Origin of the sequence: Paenibacillus piri, from assembly GCF_004354045.1 — a bacterium.
In the GTDB taxonomy this organism is placed as follows: Bacteria; Bacillota; Bacilli; order Paenibacillales; family NBRC-103111; genus Paenibacillus_S; species Paenibacillus_S piri.
The window spans coordinates 67,265-89,662 of sequence record NZ_SMRT01000007.1 but is presented as its reverse complement, the minus strand read 5'-3'; the positions used below and the strand labels follow the sequence as shown (position 1 = coordinate 89,662).

At 44.9% G+C, this 22,398-nt stretch carries 28 protein-coding genes and 5 tRNA genes; 26 read left to right on the top strand and 7 right to left on the bottom strand.

The window, feature by feature from the left end; genetic code table 11:
• The first annotated feature begins 87 nt into the window (after positions 1 to 87).
• The 7 genes from E1757_RS35830 (at position 88) to E1757_RS16085 (ending at position 4,214) form a co-directional block, all read left to right on the top strand.
• Positions 88 to 252: a hypothetical protein gene (locus E1757_RS35830; RefSeq protein WP_165972148.1), complete on the top strand. Its 165-nt coding sequence runs from the start codon at positions 88 to 90 to the stop codon at positions 250 to 252.
• Positions 253 to 323: 71 nt separating this feature from the next.
• A tRNA-Met gene (locus tag E1757_RS16110) sits at positions 324 to 400 on the top strand.
• Between the two features lie 9 nt (positions 401 to 409).
• Positions 410 to 483 (top strand) — tRNA-Ile (locus E1757_RS16105).
• 104 nt (positions 484 to 587) lie between these two features.
• Positions 588 to 672: transfer RNA gene (locus tag E1757_RS16100), tRNA-Leu, on the top strand.
• A gap of 214 nt (positions 673 to 886) precedes the next feature.
• Positions 887 to 2,503, top strand: coding sequence for a plastocyanin/azurin family copper-binding protein (locus E1757_RS16095; protein ID WP_165972147.1), 1,617 nt, complete (start codon positions 887 to 889; stop codon positions 2,501 to 2,503).
• A gap of 340 nt (positions 2,504 to 2,843) precedes the next feature.
• Positions 2,844 to 3,422 carry a sigma-70 family RNA polymerase sigma factor gene (locus E1757_RS16090; RefSeq protein ID WP_133229877.1) on the top strand — a complete coding sequence of 193 codons (579 nt, stop codon included), beginning with the start codon at positions 2,844 to 2,846 and terminating at the stop codon, positions 3,420 to 3,422.
• Between the two features lie 6 nt (positions 3,423 to 3,428).
• Complete coding sequence (locus E1757_RS16085; RefSeq protein ID WP_133229875.1) at positions 3,429 to 4,214, top strand: anti-sigma factor; 786 nt, start codon at positions 3,429 to 3,431, stop codon at positions 4,212 to 4,214.
• Positions 4,215 to 4,342: 128 nt separating this feature from the next.
• On the opposite strand, the gene E1757_RS16080 is transcribed toward E1757_RS16085, so the two are convergent.
• Together E1757_RS16080 and E1757_RS16075 are read right to left on the bottom strand one after the other, a co-directional pair.
• Positions 4,343 to 4,681 (bottom strand): hypothetical protein, encoded by a 339-nt coding sequence (locus tag E1757_RS16080; RefSeq protein WP_133229873.1) that lies wholly within the window; start codon positions 4,679 to 4,681, stop codon positions 4,343 to 4,345.
• Between the two features lie 23 nt (positions 4,682 to 4,704).
• Complete coding sequence (locus E1757_RS16075) at positions 4,705 to 5,406, bottom strand: pirin family protein (protein ID WP_133229871.1); 702 nt, start codon at positions 5,404 to 5,406, stop codon at positions 4,705 to 4,707.
• Between the two features lie 174 nt (positions 5,407 to 5,580).
• On the opposite strand from E1757_RS16075, the gene E1757_RS16070 reads away from it, so the two are divergent.
• The 7 genes from E1757_RS16070 (at position 5,581) to E1757_RS16040 (ending at position 9,965) form a co-directional block, all read left to right on the top strand.
• Positions 5,581 to 5,973 carry a VOC family protein gene (locus E1757_RS16070; protein ID WP_133229869.1) on the top strand — a complete coding sequence of 131 codons (393 nt, stop codon included), beginning with the start codon at positions 5,581 to 5,583 and terminating at the stop codon, positions 5,971 to 5,973.
• Between the two features lie 51 nt (positions 5,974 to 6,024).
• On the top strand, positions 6,025 to 7,173 hold the full coding sequence (locus E1757_RS16065) for an acyltransferase (RefSeq protein WP_133229867.1): 1,149 nt from the start codon (positions 6,025 to 6,027) through the stop codon (positions 7,171 to 7,173).
• Between the two features lie 69 nt (positions 7,174 to 7,242).
• On the top strand, positions 7,243 to 7,446 hold the full coding sequence (locus E1757_RS16060) for a hypothetical protein (RefSeq protein WP_133229865.1): 204 nt from the start codon (positions 7,243 to 7,245) through the stop codon (positions 7,444 to 7,446).
• Positions 7,447 to 7,736: 290 nt separating this feature from the next.
• Positions 7,737 to 7,937, top strand: coding sequence for a hypothetical protein (locus E1757_RS16055; protein WP_133229863.1), 201 nt, complete (start codon positions 7,737 to 7,739; stop codon positions 7,935 to 7,937).
• Positions 7,938 to 7,998: 61 nt separating this feature from the next.
• Positions 7,999 to 8,256: a hypothetical protein gene (locus E1757_RS16050; RefSeq protein ID WP_133229861.1), complete on the top strand. Its 258-nt coding sequence runs from the start codon at positions 7,999 to 8,001 to the stop codon at positions 8,254 to 8,256.
• Positions 8,257 to 8,407: 151 nt separating this feature from the next.
• Entirely contained in the window at positions 8,408 to 8,638 is a 231-nt protein-coding gene (locus E1757_RS16045) for a hypothetical protein (protein ID WP_133229859.1), read from the top strand.
• A 109-nt stretch (positions 8,639 to 8,747) separates the two neighbouring features.
• Positions 8,748 to 9,965 carry an MFS transporter gene (locus E1757_RS16040; RefSeq protein WP_133229857.1) on the top strand — a complete coding sequence of 406 codons (1,218 nt, stop codon included), beginning with the start codon at positions 8,748 to 8,750 and terminating at the stop codon, positions 9,963 to 9,965.
• Positions 9,966 to 10,036: 71 nt separating this feature from the next.
• On the opposite strand, the gene E1757_RS16035 is transcribed toward E1757_RS16040, so the two are convergent.
• Entirely contained in the window at positions 10,037 to 10,615 is a 579-nt protein-coding gene (locus tag E1757_RS16035) for a hypothetical protein (RefSeq protein WP_133229855.1), read from the bottom strand.
• A 208-nt stretch (positions 10,616 to 10,823) separates the two neighbouring features.
• Between E1757_RS16035 and E1757_RS16030 the strand changes: the two genes are divergently transcribed.
• Positions 10,824 to 12,077, top strand: a complete 1,254-nt coding sequence (locus E1757_RS16030) for an ATP-binding protein (protein ID WP_133229853.1) — start codon at positions 10,824 to 10,826, stop codon at positions 12,075 to 12,077.
• Positions 12,078 to 12,099: 22 nt separating this feature from the next.
• Here E1757_RS16030 and E1757_RS35825 read toward each other — a convergent pair whose 3' ends face one another.
• A complete protein-coding gene (locus tag E1757_RS35825; RefSeq protein WP_165972145.1) occupies positions 12,100 to 12,252 on the bottom strand; it encodes a hypothetical protein in 153 nt (50 codons plus the stop codon).
• Between the two features lie 177 nt (positions 12,253 to 12,429).
• Here E1757_RS35825 and E1757_RS16025 point away from each other — a divergent pair, with 177 nt between their 5' ends.
• The 5 genes from E1757_RS16025 (at position 12,430) to E1757_RS16005 (ending at position 15,679) form a co-directional block, all read left to right on the top strand.
• Positions 12,430 to 12,618 (top strand): YqaE/Pmp3 family membrane protein, encoded by a 189-nt coding sequence (locus E1757_RS16025; protein WP_133229851.1) that lies wholly within the window; start codon positions 12,430 to 12,432, stop codon positions 12,616 to 12,618.
• Between the two features lie 236 nt (positions 12,619 to 12,854).
• A tRNA-Lys gene (locus E1757_RS16020) sits at positions 12,855 to 12,926 on the top strand.
• Positions 12,927 to 13,157: 231 nt separating this feature from the next.
• The gene (locus E1757_RS16015; RefSeq protein ID WP_133229849.1) at positions 13,158 to 13,388 is read left to right on the top strand and encodes a hypothetical protein; all 231 of its coding nucleotides are present in this window, start codon (positions 13,158 to 13,160) and stop codon (positions 13,386 to 13,388) included.
• Between the two features lie 429 nt (positions 13,389 to 13,817).
• Positions 13,818 to 14,942, top strand: a complete 1,125-nt coding sequence (locus E1757_RS16010; RefSeq protein ID WP_133229847.1) for an AAA family ATPase — start codon at positions 13,818 to 13,820, stop codon at positions 14,940 to 14,942.
• Entirely contained in the window at positions 14,942 to 15,679 is a 738-nt protein-coding gene (locus E1757_RS16005; RefSeq protein WP_133229845.1) for a DUF3226 domain-containing protein, read from the top strand. The genes E1757_RS16010 and E1757_RS16005 overlap by 1 nt, the downstream gene beginning before the upstream one ends.
• A 105-nt stretch (positions 15,680 to 15,784) precedes the next feature.
• On the opposite strand, the gene E1757_RS16000 is transcribed toward E1757_RS16005, so the two are convergent.
• Entirely contained in the window at positions 15,785 to 16,504 is a 720-nt protein-coding gene (locus E1757_RS16000) for a helix-turn-helix domain-containing protein (RefSeq protein WP_133229843.1), read from the bottom strand.
• 554 nt (positions 16,505 to 17,058) lie between these two features.
• Here E1757_RS16000 and E1757_RS15995 point away from each other — a divergent pair.
• From E1757_RS15995 to E1757_RS15980, 4 genes are read left to right on the top strand one after another with little or no spacing between them, the layout of a single operon-like run.
• Positions 17,059 to 18,123: a replication initiation factor gene (locus E1757_RS15995; RefSeq protein WP_133229841.1), complete on the top strand. Its 1,065-nt coding sequence runs from the start codon at positions 17,059 to 17,061 to the stop codon at positions 18,121 to 18,123.
• 19 nt (positions 18,124 to 18,142) lie between these two features.
• A complete protein-coding gene (locus E1757_RS15990) occupies positions 18,143 to 18,325 on the top strand; it encodes a helix-turn-helix domain-containing protein (protein ID WP_133229839.1) in 183 nt (60 codons plus the stop codon).
• Between the two features lie 15 nt (positions 18,326 to 18,340).
• Positions 18,341 to 19,453: a tyrosine-type recombinase/integrase gene (locus E1757_RS15985; protein WP_133229837.1), complete on the top strand. Its 1,113-nt coding sequence runs from the start codon at positions 18,341 to 18,343 to the stop codon at positions 19,451 to 19,453.
• A gap of 28 nt (positions 19,454 to 19,481) precedes the next feature.
• Positions 19,482 to 19,865 (top strand): hypothetical protein, encoded by a 384-nt coding sequence (locus E1757_RS15980; RefSeq protein ID WP_133229835.1) that lies wholly within the window; start codon positions 19,482 to 19,484, stop codon positions 19,863 to 19,865.
• Between the two features lie 111 nt (positions 19,866 to 19,976).
• Here the strand turns inward: E1757_RS15980 and E1757_RS15975 are convergent.
• Positions 19,977 to 20,049: transfer RNA gene (locus E1757_RS15975), tRNA-Val, on the bottom strand.
• Between the two features lie 249 nt (positions 20,050 to 20,298).
• Here E1757_RS15975 and E1757_RS15970 point away from each other — a divergent pair.
• Together E1757_RS15970 and E1757_RS15965 are read left to right on the top strand one after the other, a co-directional pair.
• Positions 20,299 to 21,246: a hypothetical protein gene (locus E1757_RS15970; RefSeq protein ID WP_133229833.1), complete on the top strand. Its 948-nt coding sequence runs from the start codon at positions 20,299 to 20,301 to the stop codon at positions 21,244 to 21,246.
• 95 nt (positions 21,247 to 21,341) lie between these two features.
• A complete protein-coding gene (locus tag E1757_RS15965) occupies positions 21,342 to 21,638 on the top strand; it encodes a DUF1811 family protein (RefSeq protein ID WP_133229831.1) in 297 nt (98 codons plus the stop codon).
• Here the strand turns inward: E1757_RS15965 and E1757_RS15960 are convergent.
• Complete coding sequence (locus tag E1757_RS15960; RefSeq protein ID WP_133229829.1) at positions 21,635 to 22,351, bottom strand: Crp/Fnr family transcriptional regulator; 717 nt, start codon at positions 22,349 to 22,351, stop codon at positions 21,635 to 21,637. The genes E1757_RS15965 and E1757_RS15960 overlap by 4 nt on opposite strands.
• Between the last annotated feature and the right edge of the window lie 47 nt (positions 22,352 to 22,398).

The window sequence follows — 22,398 nt, the reverse complement described above, 5'->3', positions numbered from 1 at the left end:
CATCAATAAGACGGCTCCATTTTGGTTATGCTATCCATGTATCCTTGAATCAATAAAACTTACATGAATAAGTGGAGTGAATGCCTTATGCATTGGGTATATTGGGTAAAATTATACGAAAGCAAATTTCAGGCAGGCTGCTTGGCCAAACGGATGGAGGAAGATTGGTGGATCTACGGCTACGAATGCCCTCAGGAGGTCGAAGTGTTTAAATCTAAAAGAGGGCGATTCGGGGTGCGATATTTAGTCTAAATTTTTCCTTGACTTTTCTTTTTTGTTTGTTGTACAATAGGTTTCGTCGCTATGACAGGCTAACCAACCATCGCGGGGTGGAGCAGCCCGGTAGCTCGTCGGGCTCATAACCCGAAGGCCGCAGGTTCAAATCCTGCCCCCGCAACCAATTCATCAAGGGCCCTTAGCTCAGTTGGTTAGAGCGGTCGGCTCATAACCGATTGGTCGGGGGTTCGAGTCCCTCAGGGCCCATAACCCCATTTTACTTGAAATGTTCATGTACGGTGGCTTAGTGGACTTATCCTTTATAAGCATGAAGCGTTCATCCGATCGGACGGATGAACGGTACGTGACTTGCCGAAGTGGCGGAATGGCAGACGCACAGGACTTAAAATCCTGCGGTAGGTGACTATCGTGCGGGTTCGAGTCCCGCCTTCGGCATCAATGGAATAATCGAATATGAATGACTGTAAATCCTGATCGGGTCGTTGAGCCCGGCTCGGGATTTATTTATTTTGAAGAAGCAAAGCTTCCTTGCATATAACCTCGAAGCGAACTTTTCAATCCGCCGTCAAACCGTTTATTCGCGATCTACGTTACCTGAGATGAATGGATGCATTCGATCTATATCATGAAATTGGGAGGTATAATTCGTATGAACAAACGCAAACGCAGTAAAGCGGCGGCGTGGCTGCTGGCCGTTGCATTTATGCTCGGGAGCGCAATTCCGGCGTGGGCGGCGGAACCGACGGCACCGGGCATCGTAAAGACCGACATGCAAATAGCGACCGACCTTGGCGTGCTGCAAGGGGACGGTAGCGGCGTCACCGCTGCTTACCTTGCGAAGACGACGACGAGAATGCAGGCGGCTATTTTATTTCTTCGGCTCAAAGGTTTGGAAGCGGTTGCGTCGGCCTTCGGCGGCACCGATAATTTCTCCGACGCGGGAACGGTCAGCGACGGCAATAAAGCGATACTCGCTTATTTAAAAGCGAATCCGCAATTGGGCTGGACCGGAACGGGAAGCGGCAAATTCGAACCTGCCGCACAGGTAACGGCGCAGCAGTATTACAAAGTACTGCTGGAGGCGCTGGGCTACAAGCAGGACGCAGATTTTACATACGATCAGACGCTTAACTATGCGCGCGGCTTGGGCTTGTCACAGGCGGCAGGCGCAGGCTCGCTGCGCAACGCACATGTCGCAGCGGCTACGGTCGAAGCGCTGAAGGCGAGAATGAAAAGCGGCGGCAAGACACTGCTCGATTCGCTCGCCGGGCAAAAGGTGATCGATGCCGCCAAGGCCGCCGCCGCCCAATACGCCTCGATCCGCATCGCAACGGACGCGGCGCTGGGCTCCTACCTGGTGGACGAAGCCGGTAAAACACTGTACATGTTCATGAAGGACACGCCCGGTATAAGTACTTGCAAGGATCAATGTGCCGTCAATTGGCCGGTCTATTATGCCGAGAACATTCAAATCCCGGCGGACTTGAATGCCGCCGATTTCAAGACGATCGTTCGCGATGACGGGAAAAAACAGACGACGTACCAAGGCTGGCCGTTATACTATTATGCCAAAGACGGGAAGGCCGGCGATACGTTGGGGCAAGGCGTCAATCAAGTATGGATGGTTATGAACCATTCCGGCGTCACGATCGCCAGTCTGGAAGGTCTGGGCAGCTATATTGCGGACTCCAAAGGGATGGCGCTCTACTTGTATACGAAAGACTCGGCCAATCTGAGCGTCTGCAAAGGGAACTGCGAGGTGAACTGGCCGATCTTTTATACTGAGCACCTGCCGGTAATGGGACAATTGAAATCAACCGATTTCGCGACGATTACACGTGAAGATGGAACCAAGCAAACGACGTATCAGGGCTGGCCGCTCTATTATTACGTAAAAGATACAAAGCCGGGAGAGGTAAAGGGCCAGGATGTGGGCAAGGTCTGGTATGTCATTGATCCGACCGCCGCTGCCAAGCCTGTAGTCAAAGCCGAGCCAAAAACGTACTCGATCGAAATCGCCAAGTTCGCTTTTTCCGTACAGGAATTGACGGTTGAAGCCGGCTCGACCATCACCTTTACCAATAACGATCCCGTCATGCATAATGCGGTCTCCGACTTGCTTAAGGAGGACGGCACGCCCTTCTTCGAAACGAAGCTGCTGGGCAAAGGAGAATCCGAATCGGTCACAATCGACAAACCCGGTGTGTATACTTATTACTGCCTTCCGCATAAGGCCAATATGAAGGCGACTATTATCGTCAAGTAAACAGCTCTAAAAAGCCCGATGAACCGGCATGTCCGGGACGTTGGGCTTTTCTTTATAATATCAGAATTTATAAGTTTTCAGCGAAGCTGAACAATTCTGATATTGCAAGAAAAGCTACATCTAAAACACGAATGTATCTTCATCGAAAGGGCTTCGGTCAGAAGCTTTTCTTATATAGCTTCGTCAAAAGGGCGTTCGATCAGAAGCTTTTCTTGTTCGGCACGCCTTACCCTATTGCAAAATATTTCTATATGTAAGAAGATAACACTAAACTGGAATGTCGTTATATCCGTTTCTTATATTGAGAGAGTCGTTTTGCGACTTGGGGAGCGCCGATCACGTGCAGCAATATTCAGATGAACAATTGATGCAGCAAATTAAGGAAAAGCAAAGCGCTGCGCTTCGTATTTTATACGATCGCTACGTGCGGCTTGTTTATTCATTTGTGCTCAAATCGGGAGCGGGCGGCGATCCGCAGTTTGTACAGGATATCGTGCAGCTCGTATTTACGCGCATCTGGACGACGGAGACCGGCTACGATCCGGGCAAAGGCCAATTCGTCAACTGGCTTATAACGGTTACAAGAAATATTACCATTGATCAGCTCAGGAAGCGGCGCAAGCAGGAGCGGCTTGTCCCGTTCGACAACGAATCGACGGAAGCGGAGCTGGCTGATTATTACAGGCAGGATATGCTGCAGGATGCCGTATCGCGCATGATGCTAAAACAGCAGATTGAGGCGGCCTATCGATTTTTGTCGAACAGCCAGGTACAATTAATCCGCGATTTTTATTGGGACGGCTATACATTAAATGAAATTGCCGAGCGAAACGGCGAGCCATTGGGAACCGTAAAAAGCAGGCTGCATCAGGCGTTGAAAACATTACGCAAGCAATTGAAGCCTGACGGAGAGGAGTGAGCTGCCATGACACAATCTAACAATACTTGCGAGCGAATGTTTGCCTTTTTTCTTAACGAACTGCCGGAGCAAGAGACGGAAGCGTTCAAGCTTCATTTGGCCGCGTGTCCGTCATGTCGGGACGAGTGGAACAATCTTCAGCGGGTCTGGCAGACGCTCCCCTTTGAAATGGATGAAACGGATATTCCCGATTCGTTAAAGGAACGAATGTTCGAACAAATTTCGAGAAATATTCAGCAGCCTCTTCATGCGGAAGAACAAGAGATAGCTGATGAGCCATTCGAATCGGAAAGCCCGCCGCTTCAGAAAGCGAAGCCGGCGGCGCCAATAAGCAAACGTTGGACCTATGCGGCGGCGGCTGTCGTTTTCGCGATGATCGGAGCGGCGGCAGGCTGGGGTATCAATGAATACGGACGAAGCCATTTGGCCGCAAGCGATAGATTAGCGGCGCCGGCCAAGGTGGTCGATCAGTACGCGCTGAAGGCATTCGACCCGGACATGCCGGCCGCAAGCGGTCATTGCTGGATCAAGGAGCAGGGCAAGTCCAAGCAGTTGGTCGTGCAGGTCAACGGGCTCGGCCGCAATGCCGGCGATGAGGCGTACCAGGTATGGATTGTGAAGGAAGGTACGAGGTTTAACGGCGGCACGTTTCAAGTGGACGATAAAGGCAGCGGTGTTCTGACGTATGATCTCAATTCGCAGGAAAGCGGGTTTGACCGGATTGGAATCACATTGGAGCCTGACGCGAAGGGCACAAAACCGCGCGGCAAAAAAGTGCTGGGTACATCGTAGAGCAGATCCAGGCCCCTTTTTCGATGGCACAACTCAAAACCGGCGTCCCGATTCCGCAAGTCTTGCGGTTTCGGGACGCCGGTTTTGCCGCATGAGTCGTCCATCATACGACGATCACCTTCACGCGCTTATACGTTTTCGTTGTTATATTCGACTTTGGAATCGACTTCAATAACACATTGCCGCGATCCGTCGTCGTATTCAATGACGGGACATGCTTTATCGTAGAGCCAGCTCTTTTGAACGGGCTGCCCCGGCTGCTCTATAAAATAAAACAGATTGAGCTCCATGAGGTTGTCGCGAAGGCATTGGACGGTATCCGGCTCCACATCGGCAATGACGAATTTCCAGCCGCCGCCGGAAGACGATAACAGCTCGAAGGCATTGCCACTGGCGGAGACGTCAAACAGCATCCGGCTTCCTACCGCGTGCTTGATATATAAATGCTTGGTTGCTCCGGCAGACATGTTCGTTCAGCTCCTTCCATCGGTTATGGCAAATCGATAAGCAGCAGCAATGATTCCTCAGATCCGTTATGAACCGTTAAAGCCGCAGTATCCGTAATTCGCGCGGCATCGCGGCGATTCAATCGGTTGTCCGCGTTTAACGCAGCGGTGCCTTCGATAAGATACACGTACATGCTGCGGCCGTCCTGCTGTTCGTAGGACAAGGACTGACCCGCCTCCAGCCTGCTCATATAAATCGTCAAATCCTGGTGAATATGGGCTACGCCGGGACCCGAATGATTGGAGACGACGGGAAGCCAGCGGTTAAGCAGCATGGCAGTGTCGTAGCTGGACGTTTCATACGACGGCTCCAGCTGCCGCTGGTTCGGCTCGAACCAGATTTGCAGCAGACTGACCGGCTCATCGCCCGGGTTTACTTCGGAATGAATGATTCCCGTGCCTGCGGACATCCGCTGCACGCCGCCGAAGCCGGTGACTGCCGTATGGCCGGTGCTGTCCTCGTGCTTCAGCTGACCCGATAAAACGATGGAGACAATCTCCATCTCGCGGTGCGGGTGCGCGCCAAAGCCGCGATGTCCGGCAATGACATCGTCGTTGAATACGCGCAGCGGTCCGAACTTCGTATTGTCGGGATCGTAATAATCGCCGAAGGAAAAGCTGAAATTGCTCTGAAGCCAGCCGTGATCGGCGGAATAGCGCGAAGCGGAAGGGTAAATGCGTATCATGCGATCGCTCCTTTTATTTAATGGCGTCGTGTCTGCCGTTCCTGATCTACCACTAACTATACCGAAGCAGCCAAATATATTCAAGCGAGATGCGGCTTCCCCCCAGAACCCCAAGTTGTGTCCGTGTCCAATTTCGGATAAGATGGAATATAACAATATTTGGGAGGTAAAAGTATGGCACGTCAAAAAATTGAACATGTCGGGATCATGGTTTCCGACTTGAACCGATCGATCCGCTTCTACCGCGAAGTGGTCGGTCTCGTCTTAAAAGACACGCTTCTTCATTCCAACGGTGTGATCCAGCTTGCTTTTCTCGGCTTTGACCAGGCCGGCGAAACCGAGCTCGAGCTGATACAAGGGTATAGCGACAAGCTGCCGCAGGAAGGCAAGGTTCACCATATTGCGTTTACCGTCGATAACGTCGAGCATGAATTGGAGCGGATCAAGTTGCTGCAGCAGGTTCAACTGATCGATTCGGAAATTATTACACTGCCTAACGGGTCCCGGTATTTCTTCTTCCATGGACCTGACGGCGAGTGGATTGAATTTTTTCAATCGACCCGTTAACCGGAGGCGGATCTTGATCCGTTCGGTCAGGCATCGAGAGGAGCAGAACCAATGGCTAAGCGGGCCAAAATAGAAGAAATCCAATATTTGCGCGGCTTTGCATTTTTGGCCGTCGTCCTTCAGCATGCCATCGGGCACTATGCCTATTTGCCGGAGGCGGGCCTGCAGGACGGTGTCTTGCTGGGCATCCTGCTGATCGCGTCCAAATTTGCCGTACCCTTGTTTATTTTTATAACCGGACTGGTGCTGTTCTACAACTACCGGGACCCAGTGTCTTACGGTTCATTTCTCCGCAAACGGTGCAAAGATATTGTGCTGCCCTATGCGGTATGGACTGTCGTGTACGGTCTCCTCTTCGGAGGGGATCATGGAACGGCGTGGGCGTGGATAAAGCAGTTCGTGCTGGACCTGTTTACCGGAAAAGCCTCCTACCATCTATGGTATGTTGTAATGGTCATTCAGCTGTACATCGTATTCCCATGGCTGCAGCCTTTGTTATTGCGCATTCATAAAAGTTTGAAGTCATGGCAGCTGACGGCATGGTTTATCGTTTTGGCGGCATTTTATGTATGGCTGACGGGACAGGTTTCGGTGATCGGCAGCGCCGCGGAGAAGCTGCAGCTTCCCGTGCTGACCCCGTTTTTTACCGAATATGCCGATCGCAATGCGCTCTATTTTTACCTCTATTTCTTAATGGGAGCGGCGGCAGGACTCAATCTGGAGTCGTGGAAAACGAAAATCATGAGCTGGAAAGCATGCTGGCTCGGCTTGTTTACGATCGTTTCGGGCATACTGCTTTATCAAATGGCGGCAAGCTTCCGGACGGACGCCGGAATTGTGATTCAATTCAACAACACGCTGCTGGTGCAGCCCTTTATGGCGTTGTTTCTATCGCTTTCCGTTGTCGCCATGTGCATCGTCTCCGTCGTTTTCGAACGATCGGCGGGACCTCGGATGAAACGGATGCTGACCGTTCTCGGCCATTATTCCTACAGCGCGTATTTGGCTCACGCTCTTCTGCTTAACCCTGCAACGCTTGCCGCGGACTGGGCGCTTCCGGGCTGGAACGCAACGCTTAAAACGTTAGCTGCTTTTGCCGTCTGCACGCTGCTGTCGGTCGGATTGGCCGTCCTGCTCGGCAAATTTTCGCTCGGACGGTTATTAAGTGGTATTCCGGCTCCCCGCAAATCCGCGGCGTAAAGATCGTTCAGTAGCCAAATAGCTGCAAGTCACATAGTATACATCAACTAACGGGTTGAGGTGAACGTGATGAGCGGCAAAAAGGTGAAGAAGAAAACGGTAGCGCAAATCGTAGACAAAAACCGGTTTAACATGAAGGTCGTAACGTCCGATGTATGCGCCAAATGCAGGCAATGCCAGCGGGGACTCCGCTACCTGGAGAAAATGTCGCAGCCGGGCGCGGTCGGCAATGGCGTTCCTTGCATTTTGACGAGAGGCAAAGCTTACGTATAAGCGTAATGATTGAGCTTGGCGGTTCCGGTGCGGGCCGCTTTTTTATAATGATAGAAAGAATAAGTTTTCAGCGGAGCTGAAGCTTTCTATCATTGCAAGAAAACCTACATTTAAATCGCGGTCGCTCATCTTGGATAGGCTTCAATAGAGGTTTTCTTATAATGATAGAAACAATAAGATTTCAGCGGAGCTGAATAATGATTGACCGATTTATGCGGTGTGGGGTGGAGGTAACGAAGGCGGTATGTTAAAATTTGAATAACGAGCTTAAAATGACGAGGTGCGATTCCATGTTATTCTCAAATAGCCAGAAGCAGCTTATACTTGAAATTTTGATGAAGGAGCGCCGGCGCATCTTTTCGAAGCACAGGGGCGAGTTGTTGAACAAAACGATCGCCGATCTGCAGCAAATGGCGCGAAACGAATCGGTGAATGCTCCCAAAACTTCCGATAACTCGATCGATTGGAGCTCCAGAAGCAAGCGGAAATAACGACGTGTCCGAAAGCCAGGTACTTCCAGTATACGACCGGACAGGAAAGATGGAGAGGCCCATGACGAACAAAGAATTTGAATATGCCCGATTGCACGAAGCGCTCCGGCAGCTATTTGCCGATGCAGGCTACACGATACCGGAGCTGGAGCAAGCGCTTCGCGGGGTTGAACGGCAGGAAGCTGGGGATGAACGGTTAGCTGCGCTTGAAGCCGAGAACAACCGGCTGAAGCAGGAAGCGAAACGACTGCGGGAACTGTATTACGGGAAAACAGTCAACTCCATGTCGACGAAGCTGAAGGATGCATTGCGCGAGTAGTACAGGATGATGCATCTATTTTTGAGATTTTTTAGAAATGGTTATTGTCAAACATACCTGTAAGCGCTACAATGTTAATTAAGACACACTAAACCTTATATATTGTGTATTAATTTAATTCATTCTTAATTAAAGAAGGGAATTGATTAACGTGGCGCAATGGAATACTTATGCAGGATATAAGGAAAAACTCGAGGAGATGCAGGAGTTGGCCTTTGATTGCTACCGGACCGATCCTGAGTTGTTTAGTGTTATTGACAGCTTGGTACGGGCCTGCGAAATGATGACAGATTCATCGCGCGAGGACTTCGTGTACAGCCAGCTGGAAACCGCATGCAACGGCCTGCGCAAATATAGATCGGAACGAATGACTCATATGTAAAATAACGACAATCCCCTCGAACCGGAGCTGAGGGGATTTTTTCATGTCTTGGTAAGCTTCTTTCCCCGTGCTATGATGATGATAACTCGCGTTGTTAGGATGTGTGCAGATGCCCGACAAATGGAAGTTTCAGTTATTGATTTTATGGATCGGTTCTTTTTTCGTCAGCATGTCCTTTTCCATATCGATTCCTTTTTTGCCGATTTTTTTGCAGGAGCAGCTTCAGGTGCAGGAGCATCTGGAATTATGGTCGGGTGCGATATTTTCGGTAAGCTTCCTTGCGAGCGCATTCATTTCGCCGTTCTGGGGGTCGCTGGCGGATAAGTACGGACGCAAGCCGATGATGATCCGAGCCGCGGCCAGCCTATCCGTCGTTTATTTATTGTATTATTTCGTACATAATCCGTATGAGCTGTTCGCTATCCGATTGTTGGAGGGACTGCTGGCGGGCTATATCCCGTCTGCGGTTGCGCTGGTCGCCACCAGCACCCCCGAGAAGCATGTCGGATATTCGCTTAGCATCATGACGACGGCAACCGCAGCGGGAGGCATTATCGGGCCGTTGGTCGGAGGCTCGGTCAGCCATTGGATCGGCAACCGCGAAGCGTTCCTGCTGTCTAGCGGAATGGTATTCATCGCCTTGATCATTGCCTTGGTGTGGGTAAAGGAGGCGAATGTGAACAAAAAGACGGAGCGGTCGCATGTGCTGAACGATTTGAAAATAGCCGTTTCCAGCACGAGTTTGCTGCCGATCATTTTGATCACTTTCGTGGTCAGCGCATCCGTCATGATTATCGAGCCGCTGCTGACCATTTATGTGCTGCAGCTCGGTGCCAACAAAAGCGAAGCTTCATTAAGCTCAGGCATCATTTTCTCGGCGGTCGGGATCGCCACCTTGATCGCTGCGCCGCGCTGGGGGAAAATCGGCGCCAAAATCGGCTACGAAAAAGTGCTGTTCATCGGCCTTCTTGGCGGAGCTCTGGGCAATTTGCTGCAAATTGCATTCCACAGCCTGATCGGCTTTGGCGCTCTTCGCTTCGGTTACGGGTTGTTTTTCGCAGCGGTGTATCCGGCATTAAGCTCGTTGATCGTAAAAACGACGGATATCGGCTTCAGGGGCCGGGCGTTCGGGCTGAATCAATCCGCCATGCAGATGGGGACGATGGCCGGCCCGGTTATGGGCGGGCTGCTGGCGAGTCATATTTCGATCCCGATGGTGTTTTTGGTCAACAGCATTCTGCTTTTCGTGATTGCCTTTTTCGTCAAGAGCCGCAAGGTCGGTGCAACCAACGGCAGCAAAGCCGGCTCTGTCGAATCCGCTATGTAAAGGGCGGGGCGGCTGCCAAAGCAAATAGACCTGACCATTCGGCAAATGGTCAGGCACATGGAACGCACCGGTTATTGCAGCTGGCCCGAGGATTGGTTTTGTCCGCTTTGCTTATAAGCGTAATCCACTGTCCAGTCAATCATGCCGTTCATCATCGACAGCATCAAGTTAATGACATCTTCTTCGGTTAGCTGCTTGCCGGAAGCCTGGTTGGAAATATACGATTTCATTTTCTGCTCCAAGCCGCCGATCATCCCTTTCAGCTTCAAAAAATCGCCAGCGATTTGAAAAAGATCGTTCCCTTGATTGCCGCCGCTGCTTGTGTTTTGATTGCTGCTTCCGCTGTCTTGGCTCTGCTGGCCGCTCCCGTTGCTTTGATTTTGCTGATCGCCTTGGCTGCTTTGGGTGGATGGATCGCTTTGGCTGCTTTGGCTCTGATTTTGATTCTGATCCTGATCCTGTCCCTGTTTCCGATTCTGCTTCTGATTTTGCTTTTGATTCGAGCCCTGCTCCTGGTTCTGGTCCTGGTTTTGACCTTGTTGGCTTTGGCTTTGAATCAGTTCTTTAATTTCCTGCAGCTCTTGGGTCAAAAATTGGTTTTGTTCGGTTAGCTCATCAATTTGCCCCTTAATTTCACGGTTGCTAATCATAATTGCTCCTTTGGAAAATATAGAAGTTTAATGATTAGCGTATCCAAATATAAACAGAATATCCAGCTGGGCCGACATAATTTCGCGGAATTATTTCCAAAATAATGTAAAATGGATCTTTTTAGGAAGGAACAAGTCATTGTGTGTCGAATTGGTATAATGTCTTCTGCGGTACGATTCTTATTACACAAAAAGTGGTGGGAATGGGATGCAATTTAATTACGCATTAAATGAGTTTTTGCTAAATGTGTTCTTTATCATGTTCCCGTTAATATTTTACCAATTTGTCATCCAGGAGAAAATGAAGCGGCATTTTATCGCAAATACAATGCTGACGTACCTGTTATTCGGTCTGCCGATGGTTTTATGTATGTTTTTTCCGATTGTGAAGGAGGAAGAATTTTTATTCGACCTGCGCGTCATTCCTTTGCTGCTGGGGTGCTTTTACGGCAATTTGACCACGGCGCTGATGCTGTTCGTCACCTTGGTTGGTTCCCGGTTTATGCTTGGCGGTATGGGCGCGTATTTGAACCTGATTTCAAGTTCGATATCGTTTCTGATCTTCATCTCGTTCGCCAAAAGATTTCATTCGTTAAGGCTTGTGCATAAAATCGTCTTTGCCGCAGCGCTTTCCTTTATTTGCAAGCTGATCGGAATTTCCAGCAATCTTCTGTTCGATCCCGATTATCATATCCAATACGGCATTATGTTTTATTTGTTTCAAAGCGTGCTGATGGGATTGACCATTTATATCATCGAATCGATCGTCAGAAGCATTCAACTGCGGAAAGACCTGATGGATGCCGAAAAAATGAAGGTGGCCAGCGTCATATCCGCATCGGTGGCCCATGAAATCAGAAATCCGTTGACCGCGGTGCGAGGATTTATACAACTGCTCGGCGCGGCACAATTGGACTCCGATAAAAAGCAGCTGTACAGCCAAATCTGTCTGGAAGAGATCGACCGCGCCCAGCAGATCATTAACGATTATTTGTCTTTGGCCAAGCCGCATGACGGTAAGATCGAGAAGCTGGATCTGGGTGAAGAAATCCAGTATGTCAGCAATGTGCTGTCGTCTTATGCAAATCTGAAAAATGTTCAAGTGCATATCCATCATGAGTCGAACCTGTATGTGCTGGGCGACCGGCAAAAGTTCCGGCAAAGCATCATTAACATTTCCAAAAACGGCATCGAGGCGATGGGGGAGCGGGGCGGCATCCTGACGCTGAGCGTCATTGAACAAAAGGATATCGTAACCGTTCTGATCAGCGACACCGGTTCCGGCATGACGGAAGATCAAATTCGCCGTCTGGGAACGCCGTATTATTCGACAAAAGACAAAGGCACGGGTTTAGGCACGATGGTTGCGTTTCATATTATTCAGAGCATGATGGGCAAGGTTGACATTAAAAGCCAGGTCGGTCGGGGTACGGAATACAATATCGTATTTCCGAAGGCATGATGCAGACGTAATTGTAAGCGCTCTATTCGTGTTTTGTATACGGAAATACCGGATAAAGCATGGAATTATCTGCCTCCTTCGGCTTAATAACGATTTCGCCCGCAGGCACGTTAAGTGGGATTGACAACATTCCGCTTCCATCGTAATAAATCGGTTTTTGCGGTTGCTCGTTCATTTCGATCAGCTCCTTATTTTTGAGGAAATAGGTCTCTAGAAATAGTTTACAATATGCTCTAAAATAGTGATACCATGGAATATAGGAAGTTTTGTCGTAAAAAGGCGTCTGAAACAAATGCAGCTTCATTTCGTAAACATATATAAGAAACCTCTGATGATTAAGGTGGTGAAGACCATGTATTTGCTGGCGATTATACTGCCTCCCGTAGCCGTTCTTTTTTGCGGGAAACCGATTCAAGCCTTGCTGAATTTTATTTTAACCTGCTTCTTCTGGGTTCCCGGGATTATCCATGCGGTTCTGGTCGTGAATGAAGCTAAAAACAACAAACGGATGGAACAGCTGGCCAGAAACATGAGGCGCTGACAGGAATGCATAAATACAGTTGCAGATCGTTTGATGCGGGCTCAAAACCGCCTTGGGAAAAAATCCCGTACGTTCGATTCGTTTTGAATCGATCATATATCGTGCTTGGAAAGCTCAGTCTCCGCGGCTGAGTTTTTTTGGGAGTTGGCGGGATGCGGCGCATGAGGGTCGCTTCCTGATTCGGTTGAACTGGAAGTTTTATTTTAAATGGAGAAATGCTATAATAAAGTTAATTCAGGTTCGTAGCTCAATGGCAGAGCAACCGGCTCTTAACCGGTAGGTTGTGGGTTCGAGTCCCACCGGGCCTATTCTTCGTAAGCTGATAGCCCTCTTTCCTTCGGGATGGAGGGCTGATTTATTTTGCTTAGGAAGTGAAGTCACACCATTCGCCGTACGCATAGGTGCAAGTTGGAATTCCAGTATTGTTTGCCTTCTCGGAAAAGCAGATTTTCGATCAGAACGAATGAGTTTACAAGCAGATTCTTGTCATATATGCTAGAATTAAATACATCATAAAAAAGATAAAGGAGGTTGCGAGATTGGAGAACAATCAACTAAACCGTATGGAAGAAATGCTGGGAGCCCTCGTCAAAATGGTTGGAGAAAATAATAGCAGGCTGAAGACATTAGAGGAAGATATGCAAGAGGTAAAAGGCAGCGTTAAAGAATTGATGCAGGGTCAAGAAAGGCAGGATCGTATTCTTGAAATGCTCTCCGTTAAATCCATTGAAACGGACTCATACATTCGGGATTTTAAACGAAAAATGTAGTGAAGCTCACTCATCCAATAACGAGTGGGCTTTTATTTTTGACCGAAATAAGCATTCTTGACCAAATCTTGATCGATCACAAAGCCGATTTTATTGATATTTCGTATCCATAGCAATCCCTGAAAAAGCGAAAAAACCCTTGATTATCAAGGGTTTTTCTATATGACCTGTAGTGGGCTCGAACCACTGACCCCCACCCTGTCAAGATTAAAAAGGTTATTTCCTCTTTTTCCTGATAGTAATGATAGGACCCTATCATGAGAATGTAGGCTTAATTTAGATAATTGTCGTTAACCTGGGTTTCCTACGATTATTAGTAGTTAGTGACCAAAATGGTGACCACAATATTCTTTTTTCTTTAAAATGAAAGTATTGGTTATACTATTATTGTGGTACAATTTGGATATATAATCGGGAGGTGTAACTACTTTGATAAAAGAGTTTGAAATTAATAATTTCAAAAAATTTAAATTTTTGAATATTAAGGATTTAAATCGTATCAATATTTTCCTTGGTAATAATAATGTTGGTAAAACAACTTTGTTAGAGGCCATTTTTGCTTTAGCAAGTGGAAATAATCTTCCACCACTTTTAAATAATAGCATTATACGTTATAAAGACGAGATAAGCATCTATAACTATATAGAACAATTGCTTAAAGGATTTCATAACGACGAAACTGCTCCATTTAAATTTAAACTGTCTGCTAAATTTAATGGAAAAAGAGATCAATACTTTGAACATACATTATACCCCAATTCATTGTTCGCTGATATAAAGCCGAGTTTATCTTCTTCAATTGTTTCATTTAGCATAGATAGTAATACAATAGATGTTAATCAAAACCATGTTAGTAATAATTTTCCTGTTACAACTATTGGCAGGTGGGAAATCAAAGACAGAGAAAATTTAGTTACTAAAGTCAATATAAGTTTTCCTCTTATGAACGTAGAAAACAAGAACCCGTTAATTCTTGGTCGATTAGTAGACATTTTGGCTCATAGGAATCAAAAGGAGAATCTAAAACTTTACTCTTACATAAAACGTGATGGATTACTTGGAGAGTTTAATGAAGAGCTTTCCAAAACATTTCCTGACATTTTAAATGTAGATCTTATACCTTATCCAGACGGAAGTATCGCTCCAGTAAGTTTAAATATAAAAAATAGGGGATACTTGCCTCTTAATAATTTCGGTGATGGTATACAAAGATGGTTCCATATCTTGGGCGGGATGATTGCATATAAAAAAGGCATTCATTGTATTGAAGAAATAGATGCTACCTTTCACCCGAATGCACAAAAAGATTTAGCACATAATTTGTATAATTACTCAAAAAAATATGACAATCAATTATTTATAACTTGTCATAGTATTGAATTCGTTGATAATTTCTTAGAAGCATTATATGGACCCGATGTGGATGAAAACAATGAGGATATCGTTCGTATTATTACTCTGAAGAACATGAATAATGATGCAACATTATCAAAGGTTTTATCGGGAATAGAAGCTTTCAAAACAAGAGAAAAATATCAGATGGAGTTACGTTAATGAAAAGTATAATTTTATGTGAGGGTCCTACTGATGCAATATTAATTAGTTACTATTTAAATAGTACAAAAAAGTGGGAATACTACAAGGGGAAAAAAAGCCCTTTTAGTTTCCCAATTAGGGACAGTCAATGTGAAGAAGCAAACTGGTATACATTAGGGGATGATTGGTTAGGTATTTGGGGGATTGGAGGAAATACCAACTTTGAATTTGCAATTAGAGAAATACAGAATATTAATAGAAATTATGATAGTAGCGAATCTATCACTAAAATAGTATTAGTTACTGATAGAGACAAAACAACTTCGGACAAAGACATTACAGATACTTTTAATAAAATTTTCTTGAATGAAGCAATTAATATTGAAATAGAAAACAATAAATGGGTAAAGACACAATTTACTAATAAATTTAGTGAAACTGTAAATATAGAAATTGGATGTCTGATAATACCTTTTGATAGACAAGGCGCTTTGGAGACGTTTCTTTTAGATGCACTTTGTGAAGATAAAGACATTAAAGTACTTGTGGATGCAAGTAGAAACTTGCTTTCTTCTTTAGAATCTTTAGTTTATTTGCCAAGTGATCGATTAAAGCTTAAAGCTGAATTGGGAACAACTTTCGCCTTAATGTACCCTACAAGAGTTTTTAAGCCACTAAATCAAATACTTATTGGTGTTAACTGGGAAAAGTATAAAAGTATTCAAAGTGGGTTTAATCTTCTTGAAGTTATATAGCTTAACGTACTTTCTCCAAGTATTACCTATTTATATAGGAATATAACCTATCTATAACAATGTAAATTGCCAATTGCCATTCTATAAAAGAAGTGGCAATTTTTTTTATTCTAGATACTTAACGATTTTTCCAATTTTTGCGACGATTTTTATCTCTTCTTTTTTATATGTTTTTGGAATTAAACTAATATCTTCCTTTATAATTACAACCTTATCGTCAATAGGAATAAATCTCCCAATGGTGTGAATGCCTGTGTCCTCTTCAATTGCAAATACAATATCCCCACTCTTAATATCCGATATGTAAGAAAAATGTATATTGGAGCCTTGAGGAATAATAGGTGACATATCTCCTTCTTCGTATTTGAGTCCCACTCCATCCCCAAACAGTGCATTATCTTTAAGTTCAATAAAAAAATTAAATAACTCTGATGTTGATCCCAGCGAATGATTTATTATTTCATAATCAGACAATCCATCTTGCTGTTCTGCTAATAGTGGAATAATTTCCTCTGGATAAGAATCAGTTGTAACTTTCGAAAGAAAATCTCTAAAGAAATGTGCTACATTTCCTAGTAAATCTTTAATAAATTCAGGTGCTTTTTCCATAAAAGCTTCATATCGAAAGTTATCTATATCGGAGTTACATACAGTTGCAAGAGCTTTATTAACTTCATCTGATGCCGGAGATTGTCTTGTTGTTAGAATCTTACTTATATACGAGGGAGTAATCTTTACTCCATTTTCCTCACATTTTTGAGCTATTTCCTTAAGAGTAAAGCCACTCTTATCGACCATCTCATTTAAAGTTTCATAATACCCCATAATAAGTCACTCCCTTCCAATTAATCTTACCTATCGGTAACTCAAAAATCAACAAACTTATACTTACTGATAATTCATCAAATATTGACTTATTAGTTGAATCATAATATCATTATAACTAAGTAGTAATTTAAATATTACTTATTAGTATACACATAATGAGAGGTGATTATAATTGACTGATAAAAATTTTATTAAACTGCTCGACGAAGTATATTCATCACTAAGAAAATTGGCAAAAACCCGAGTAATACAAATATCTACTGAAAAGAAACTCCTAAATAATATTGAAGACCTTCGGCGTAGCTTGGAAAGCGCAGCCGATACCGGTAAGGAGCAGAGCGACGCAACGGCTTGGCCTTGATATGGAGGGGCAAGTCATGCAAGGCTGTTTTAGCGGACAGGCCACTCCGTGGCATGGCCGCAAAACCTGTCCTGCATGACTTGTAGAGGCTCCAAGTCAAGGCTGAGGCGATGGACGAGGCACATATGGTGCCACCCAGCAACCTTATAACATGCTGGGTGCAAATTACATACGAGGGAGGTACAAAGCCTTGATATTAAAGGGTTTTGACAGCATTGAATTTAGTTTATATTTTGAGAACTACGATGAATCATTCGATCCTTATCTTACGATGTTTGCGGAATACAAACGAAAAGCTCAAGAAACAAGCATAGAGCAAGAAATCGATCTGCATGGTGTCACAGTAAAAATCGGTAGAGCAGGTATTCGCTTCTATTCCTATACGTTAACGACGAATGATTTTATTGTTTGGTTTCGTGACAGTAGTAAAGGAGAATTTCCGCCTGTTAGAGTACGATTTCTCTCTGGATACTTATGGTCAATGGGATTAGCTGAATGTGTAAAAAGTTTTTATCACTGGTTTTCAAATTTCAATTTACAGATATCAGAAACCAAGCTTTCAAGGCTAGATATTTGTGCAGACACAGATGAAGCCCAGTTTATCGAAGCTGATCGGAAAGGAATCGTAACGAGGGCTAAAGGTATTGCCATCCATGGAGTAGATGACTCTACTTATTTTCAAGGAAAAAGGTTTAGTGGTTTTGTCGTGGGACGAAATCCCATACTTGCACGGATATACAATAAGTCACTTGAAATCAAGAAATCAGCAAAGGTATGGTTTAAGGATCTGTGGATTAAACACGGTTGGAATGAAAAGAAGGAAGTTTGGAGAGTTGAATTCCAGTTAAGGGGTGACGTTCTGAAGGAATTTGGCATTCGTACTCTAGATGATGTGTTACCTGTTGAAGCAAATCTCTGGTCTTCCTTAACTAAAGAATGGTTGACAATAAGAAGCCCAAAAGACGATAACGTGTCACGTTGGCCTCTTAAACGAAAATGGAAGGTTATACAGAGAGCTTTTTTAAATCAAGAAGCATCCCCCCTTGTACGTAAGAAGGTTATCGTTGGCGACTCCACAAGAACTCTGAACCAGATAGCAGGTCTGGTAATCTCACTTGCAGCACGGAATGAATTTGAAGACACACCAGAGGTACTTCACATAGTGGATAATTGGATTCATAGAAAGCTAGATCAAAAAAACTCAACATTTCAAGCTGAGACCACATTACGAAAATTAAGATTCATTCAAATTTAATTATAAGGAGCAATTTAAAATGAACAATGCATTAGACCATTACCCGCCAGTTATCGACGTAACTCATATTCAAGAAATATTGGGAATAGGAAGAAGACAAGCATACGAGCTAGTACATTCAAACAGTTTTAAAGTGGTACGTATCGGAAAGCGAATCAAGGTTGTAAAATCTATCTTCATTAAATGGTTGGAAGGCAACTAAAAGGATGTGTAAGTTATGCCTGGTTCGATAAAGAAAGACGGCAGTACGTGGTACTATATCTTGGAGTTAGGAAAAGACCCTAAATCGGGGAAAAGAAAGCAAAAGAAGAAGCGTGGTTTTAAAACGAAAAAAGAAGCTCAGGCTGCATTAGTCCAAGCGGAGAATGAAGTATTAAAAGGGACATTTGTTGAAACAGAAATACTGTATAAAGATTTTCTGGATAAATGGCTTGAAGATAAGAAAACAAAGGTCAAAGAATCTACTTTATCAACTTATACATGGTTAACTAATACATACATTAGCCCAACTCTTGGCATGTATGAACTCAGTAATCTTAAACCTTGGATCATTCAAGATTTTTATAATGAGCTTGTTAATCAAGGCAAGTTATCTAGAGAAAACGTACAGAAAGTGCATTCTCTCGTCCATGATTCATTAAAGCGTGCCGAACGTTGGGAGTTAATACAGCGGAATCCTGCAAGCCTTGTAGACCGTCCTAGAGCCTCTAAAAAGGAAATGAGCTTTTGGACACAAGAAGAAGTATTAACGTTCCTTAAGGAAGCCAAGGATGATCGTCTTTACGGCGCATTTTTGCTAGCAATCACAACTGGAATGAGACAGGCTGAAATATTAGGCTTAAGATGGAAAGATATCGATTTCAACGATGGATCACTGTGTATAGTCCAAACTCTAAGCCACGATGGAAAACGATTAATAACAGGTGCCAAAACAAATGCAAGTATTCGAAAGGTTGATTTACCCGAAGAAACTCTTAGAGCACTTAGGATTCATTATAAATTGATTCATTTTGAAAAGTGTGAGTTAGAAGACGGCTATCAAGATCATGATCTTGTAGTATGTACTCAGCTTGGAACACCTGTAATTCCAAGAAATTTAATGCGTTCCTTTTACCGTATCACCCGAAATGCTGGTGTCCCGAAAATTCGCTTCCACGATTTAAGACATACTCACGCTTCTATGCTGCTTAAGCAAGGCGTAAATCCCAAGATTGTAGCTGAAAGGCTTGGACATGCAAATATCCGTATTACCTTGGAAACATACAGCCATTTAATGCCGAGTATGCAAAAAGAAACTGCACAAAACTTTGGGAAGTTATTATTTGGTTAAAATGAAAGATTGTAGAGGAGAATTAAAAATGAACGATACATACAAAAAATTAGGACTTAATATCGACTATCCTGTTAAGATCGTTACTGAAATGGATTTTGACGGCAACGGTCGTACAATCATCCTACAAGAATATGGTAATAAAGCTGAGGACCAAACAATTCAAAGTAAATCTCTTAGAGCCGCTAATTCTCTGATTGAAAATTATTTTTCAACGAAAGATAATAAAACAACTCATGAAAAATTTATGCAGGTACTGCCTATTTTGAATAATATTGCACAAATCGTTAGGATTGATCTCGGGTACGAATACCCAAGATCGAATAAAGAACTATTTAAGGATTTAATTGATTGGAATGTAGATTGGAATGCAGACTGGATCGAGGAGGACGAAGATAACGATGATATTTAAACTCTCATTGTTGTGACCATTACGTGACCGAAAAGCTTATTTTTGAAGAAATTAAAACGAAGCTTTCTTTAAACATGCAAAAAACCCTTGATTATCAAGGGTTTTTCTATATGACCTGTAGTGGGCTCGAACCACTGACCCCCACCCTGTCAAGATGGTGCTCTCCCAGCTGAGCTAACAAGTCATGTTTGAGGGACATTTAATATAATACCAACGTGATGCTGACTTGTCAACAATTCGTTCAAAAAAAATTTACACGACAAGCGTTGAGCGCAAAAGGAACATCATTAAGTATCGTTTACTGTCTAATTAGGCCGCCGGAACTAAGCTTGTCTCGATGCCCGCCCATTTTCGATAAATAAGTCCACTGCACGGAGATACGCCTGTTATGGTATAATACAGGCATATTTCATAGTGTGGAAGAGGGTATAGTATGAGGGAATTTCAACAACCGCCGGGCCATCCGGCTGCAGATCAGTATGTTGAACAGCAGGGCGATTACGCGGAATCCGTCGATTGGGGGAGCCAGGAGTGGGGCACGCACCGTTATCATATACGCCAGCTGCTGGAGCATGCGATGGACCGGCTTCCGGTCAAAGAGAAGGTTGCCGTATTCGGCGCCGGGAATCACGGCGATGTAGATTTACCGGAGCTGGCAGGTCATTTCTCGCAAGTAACGGTGCTGGATACCGAGGCCAATTCGATCGAGGAGGTTTTGACTCAGAGCGGAGCGGGCGCTTCGGCCAGAGTGAAGTCATTGACGACAGTCGATTACACTTGTCTGGATCAAATACAATTTTATGAAACGTGGGAAGAGATGCTGCTGAATCGGACACCGGCCGCTGAGATGGCTTCCTATTTGAAGGACTGCGCTTTTGCCGTCCGTAAATACGAAGCGCTGCCCCATTTGAAGAAGAGCTTTCAGCTCGTCGTATCTTCTTCCGTACATACGCAATTATTTTACATTCACGCGCTGTCGCAGTTCGCCGGATATGCGGGCCAGTATGAAGAACAGGATGTACGTCTGATTATCGATGCGTTATCGTTTATGCGAAATAACCTGATACTGGATTACAATCGATTGCTGCTATCATTATTGAAGCCGGAAGGAAAACTGGTTATGTGGTCCGATATGATCCGCATGGACGAGGCTAACGAGGAGCTGCTGGAGCAGCTATACGGTTTGCAAAGCGAATCCGAGCGCATCGGTTATTTGTTCCGGGCATTCGGTCAATACGGCATCGAAGCGGCTGTTAACGGCCTCAAGGATTTGTACGAGCAGATGAAGCAGGAAGGATTGCTGTTCAAAAGCTGGGTGTGGATCCCCGGAAAAGAAAGAAAATATATCGTTGCCGGAATTTCCGGAAGTCCTGTTCAGTAGCGCAAGCAAGCGGATAAGCCGGGCCGTGCAGATGGAAGGTACGGTCCGTCCAGACCGGCGTTATGTCAACGGAATTTCAAGGAAGGAGGAGACAAGTGAAAAAGCTGTACAGCCAAATGTCGCGCGAAGAGCTGGAGGCGGAGATGCTGGATAGCTTAAAAGCGATGGAGCAGGCTGAATTTCCAAGCCAGAAAGAGCAGTTTGAACGAAAATATTATACCGCCAAGGCGTATACGTTGAATCCGGCGGATTACCCGCCCGGCGCCTACAAGGTCGAAGGTTATTCGGACGTCATTTTTCAACTCCGGTACATAAATGGAATCATGGGGTGGGGCGTTATGGGAGAAGACCTTGAAGCCAGCTTCCCCCTGTCCATGCTATCGCGTGTTTAAATGCGGCAAATATTTTTCGGACAATTTTCACATTGGCAAATGCTGCGCAAATGTTCGATATCCTGAATTACCATCAAACCGTTTTCCATCGTCAAAATATCCAGTTTTTTTAAATCGCTCAGCATCCGGTTGACGCTTTCGCGGGTGGCGCCAATCATATCGGCCAACTCGCTGTTGCTCAGCTTTTTCGTGATGACGATGCCGCTGCCGTTCGGCTTGCCGTAGGAGTTGGTTAACCGGATTAAGGTCGAGCACAGCGCTCCGGGCTTGCCGAACATCATCAGATCGCGGAATTTCGTCTGCGTCATCCGATGCATAAGCCCCATCCATTTCATAAACTCAACCGCCAAATCGCCATGCTGCCACAGCAGCACTTCCAGATCCTTCTGTTGAATAACGCCGATGACGCTGTCTTCCATCACTTCGCCGTTAAAGCTGTGTATCGACTGGTGAAACGGGTCCAGTTGACCGAACAGATCGTTTTTGCCGTACATATATAGAATAAAGCTTTTACCGTCATCGTTCGTCTTCGTAATCTGGATGCGTCCGCGTTTAATAAAATACAGCTTATCCGCCGTTTCGCCTTCCCAGAACAAATGGGATCCGGCTTCGGCCTTTTGCTCGTACATAATATCCATCAGCTTCCCGAAGTTTTCCTCCGAAAAGCACGCTGTGTTAAAGTTTCCGTCCACGTTTGAGTTTATATCTTTCATCTGGATTCCTCCTGATCAAAAAACGTCGTATTCCTACCATAATGGAT

Excerpts from the sequence above, each read along its gene's own strand:
- E1757_RS16040 (WP_133229857.1), top strand. The coding sequence starts at position 8,748 with ATGCCCGACAAATGGAAGTTTCAGTTATTGATTTTATGGATCGGTTCT.
- E1757_RS16085 (WP_133229875.1), top strand. The coding sequence starts at position 3,429 with ATGACACAATCTAACAATACTTGCGAGCGAATGTTTGCCTTTTTTCTT.
- E1757_RS15980 (WP_133229835.1), top strand. The coding sequence starts at position 19,482 with ATGAACGATACATACAAAAAATTAGGACTTAATATCGACTATCCTGTT.
- E1757_RS16055 (WP_133229863.1), top strand. The coding sequence starts at position 7,737 with ATGTTATTCTCAAATAGCCAGAAGCAGCTTATACTTGAAATTTTGATG.
- E1757_RS16000 (WP_133229843.1), bottom strand. The coding sequence starts at position 16,504 with ATGGGGTATTATGAAACTTTAAATGAGATGGTCGATAAGAGTGGCTTT.
- E1757_RS16095 (WP_165972147.1), top strand. The coding sequence starts at position 887 with ATGAACAAACGCAAACGCAGTAAAGCGGCGGCGTGGCTGCTGGCCGTT.
- E1757_RS16035 (WP_133229855.1), bottom strand. The coding sequence starts at position 10,615 with ATGATTAGCAACCGTGAAATTAAGGGGCAAATTGATGAGCTAACCGAA.
- E1757_RS16030 (WP_133229853.1), top strand. The coding sequence starts at position 10,824 with ATGCAATTTAATTACGCATTAAATGAGTTTTTGCTAAATGTGTTCTTT.
- E1757_RS15985 (WP_133229837.1), top strand. The coding sequence starts at position 18,341 with ATGCCTGGTTCGATAAAGAAAGACGGCAGTACGTGGTACTATATCTTG.
- E1757_RS15990 (WP_133229839.1), top strand. The coding sequence starts at position 18,143 with ATGAACAATGCATTAGACCATTACCCGCCAGTTATCGACGTAACTCAT.
- E1757_RS16025 (WP_133229851.1), top strand. The coding sequence starts at position 12,430 with ATGTATTTGCTGGCGATTATACTGCCTCCCGTAGCCGTTCTTTTTTGC.
- E1757_RS16075 (WP_133229871.1), bottom strand. The coding sequence starts at position 5,406 with ATGATACGCATTTACCCTTCCGCTTCGCGCTATTCCGCCGATCACGGC.
- E1757_RS16070 (WP_133229869.1), top strand. The coding sequence starts at position 5,581 with ATGGCACGTCAAAAAATTGAACATGTCGGGATCATGGTTTCCGACTTG.
- E1757_RS15970 (WP_133229833.1), top strand. The coding sequence starts at position 20,299 with ATGAGGGAATTTCAACAACCGCCGGGCCATCCGGCTGCAGATCAGTAT.
- E1757_RS16080 (WP_133229873.1), bottom strand. The coding sequence starts at position 4,681 with ATGTCTGCCGGAGCAACCAAGCATTTATATATCAAGCACGCGGTAGGA.
- E1757_RS16050 (WP_133229861.1), top strand. The coding sequence starts at position 7,999 with ATGACGAACAAAGAATTTGAATATGCCCGATTGCACGAAGCGCTCCGG.
- E1757_RS16060 (WP_133229865.1), top strand. The coding sequence starts at position 7,243 with ATGAGCGGCAAAAAGGTGAAGAAGAAAACGGTAGCGCAAATCGTAGAC.
- E1757_RS35830 (WP_165972148.1), top strand. The coding sequence starts at position 88 with ATGCATTGGGTATATTGGGTAAAATTATACGAAAGCAAATTTCAGGCA.
- E1757_RS16065 (WP_133229867.1), top strand. The coding sequence starts at position 6,025 with ATGGCTAAGCGGGCCAAAATAGAAGAAATCCAATATTTGCGCGGCTTT.
- E1757_RS16005 (WP_133229845.1), top strand. The coding sequence starts at position 14,942 with ATGAAAAGTATAATTTTATGTGAGGGTCCTACTGATGCAATATTAATT.
- E1757_RS15960 (WP_133229829.1), bottom strand. The coding sequence starts at position 22,351 with ATGAAAGATATAAACTCAAACGTGGACGGAAACTTTAACACAGCGTGC.
- E1757_RS35825 (WP_165972145.1), bottom strand. The coding sequence starts at position 12,252 with ATGAACGAGCAACCGCAAAAACCGATTTATTACGATGGAAGCGGAATG.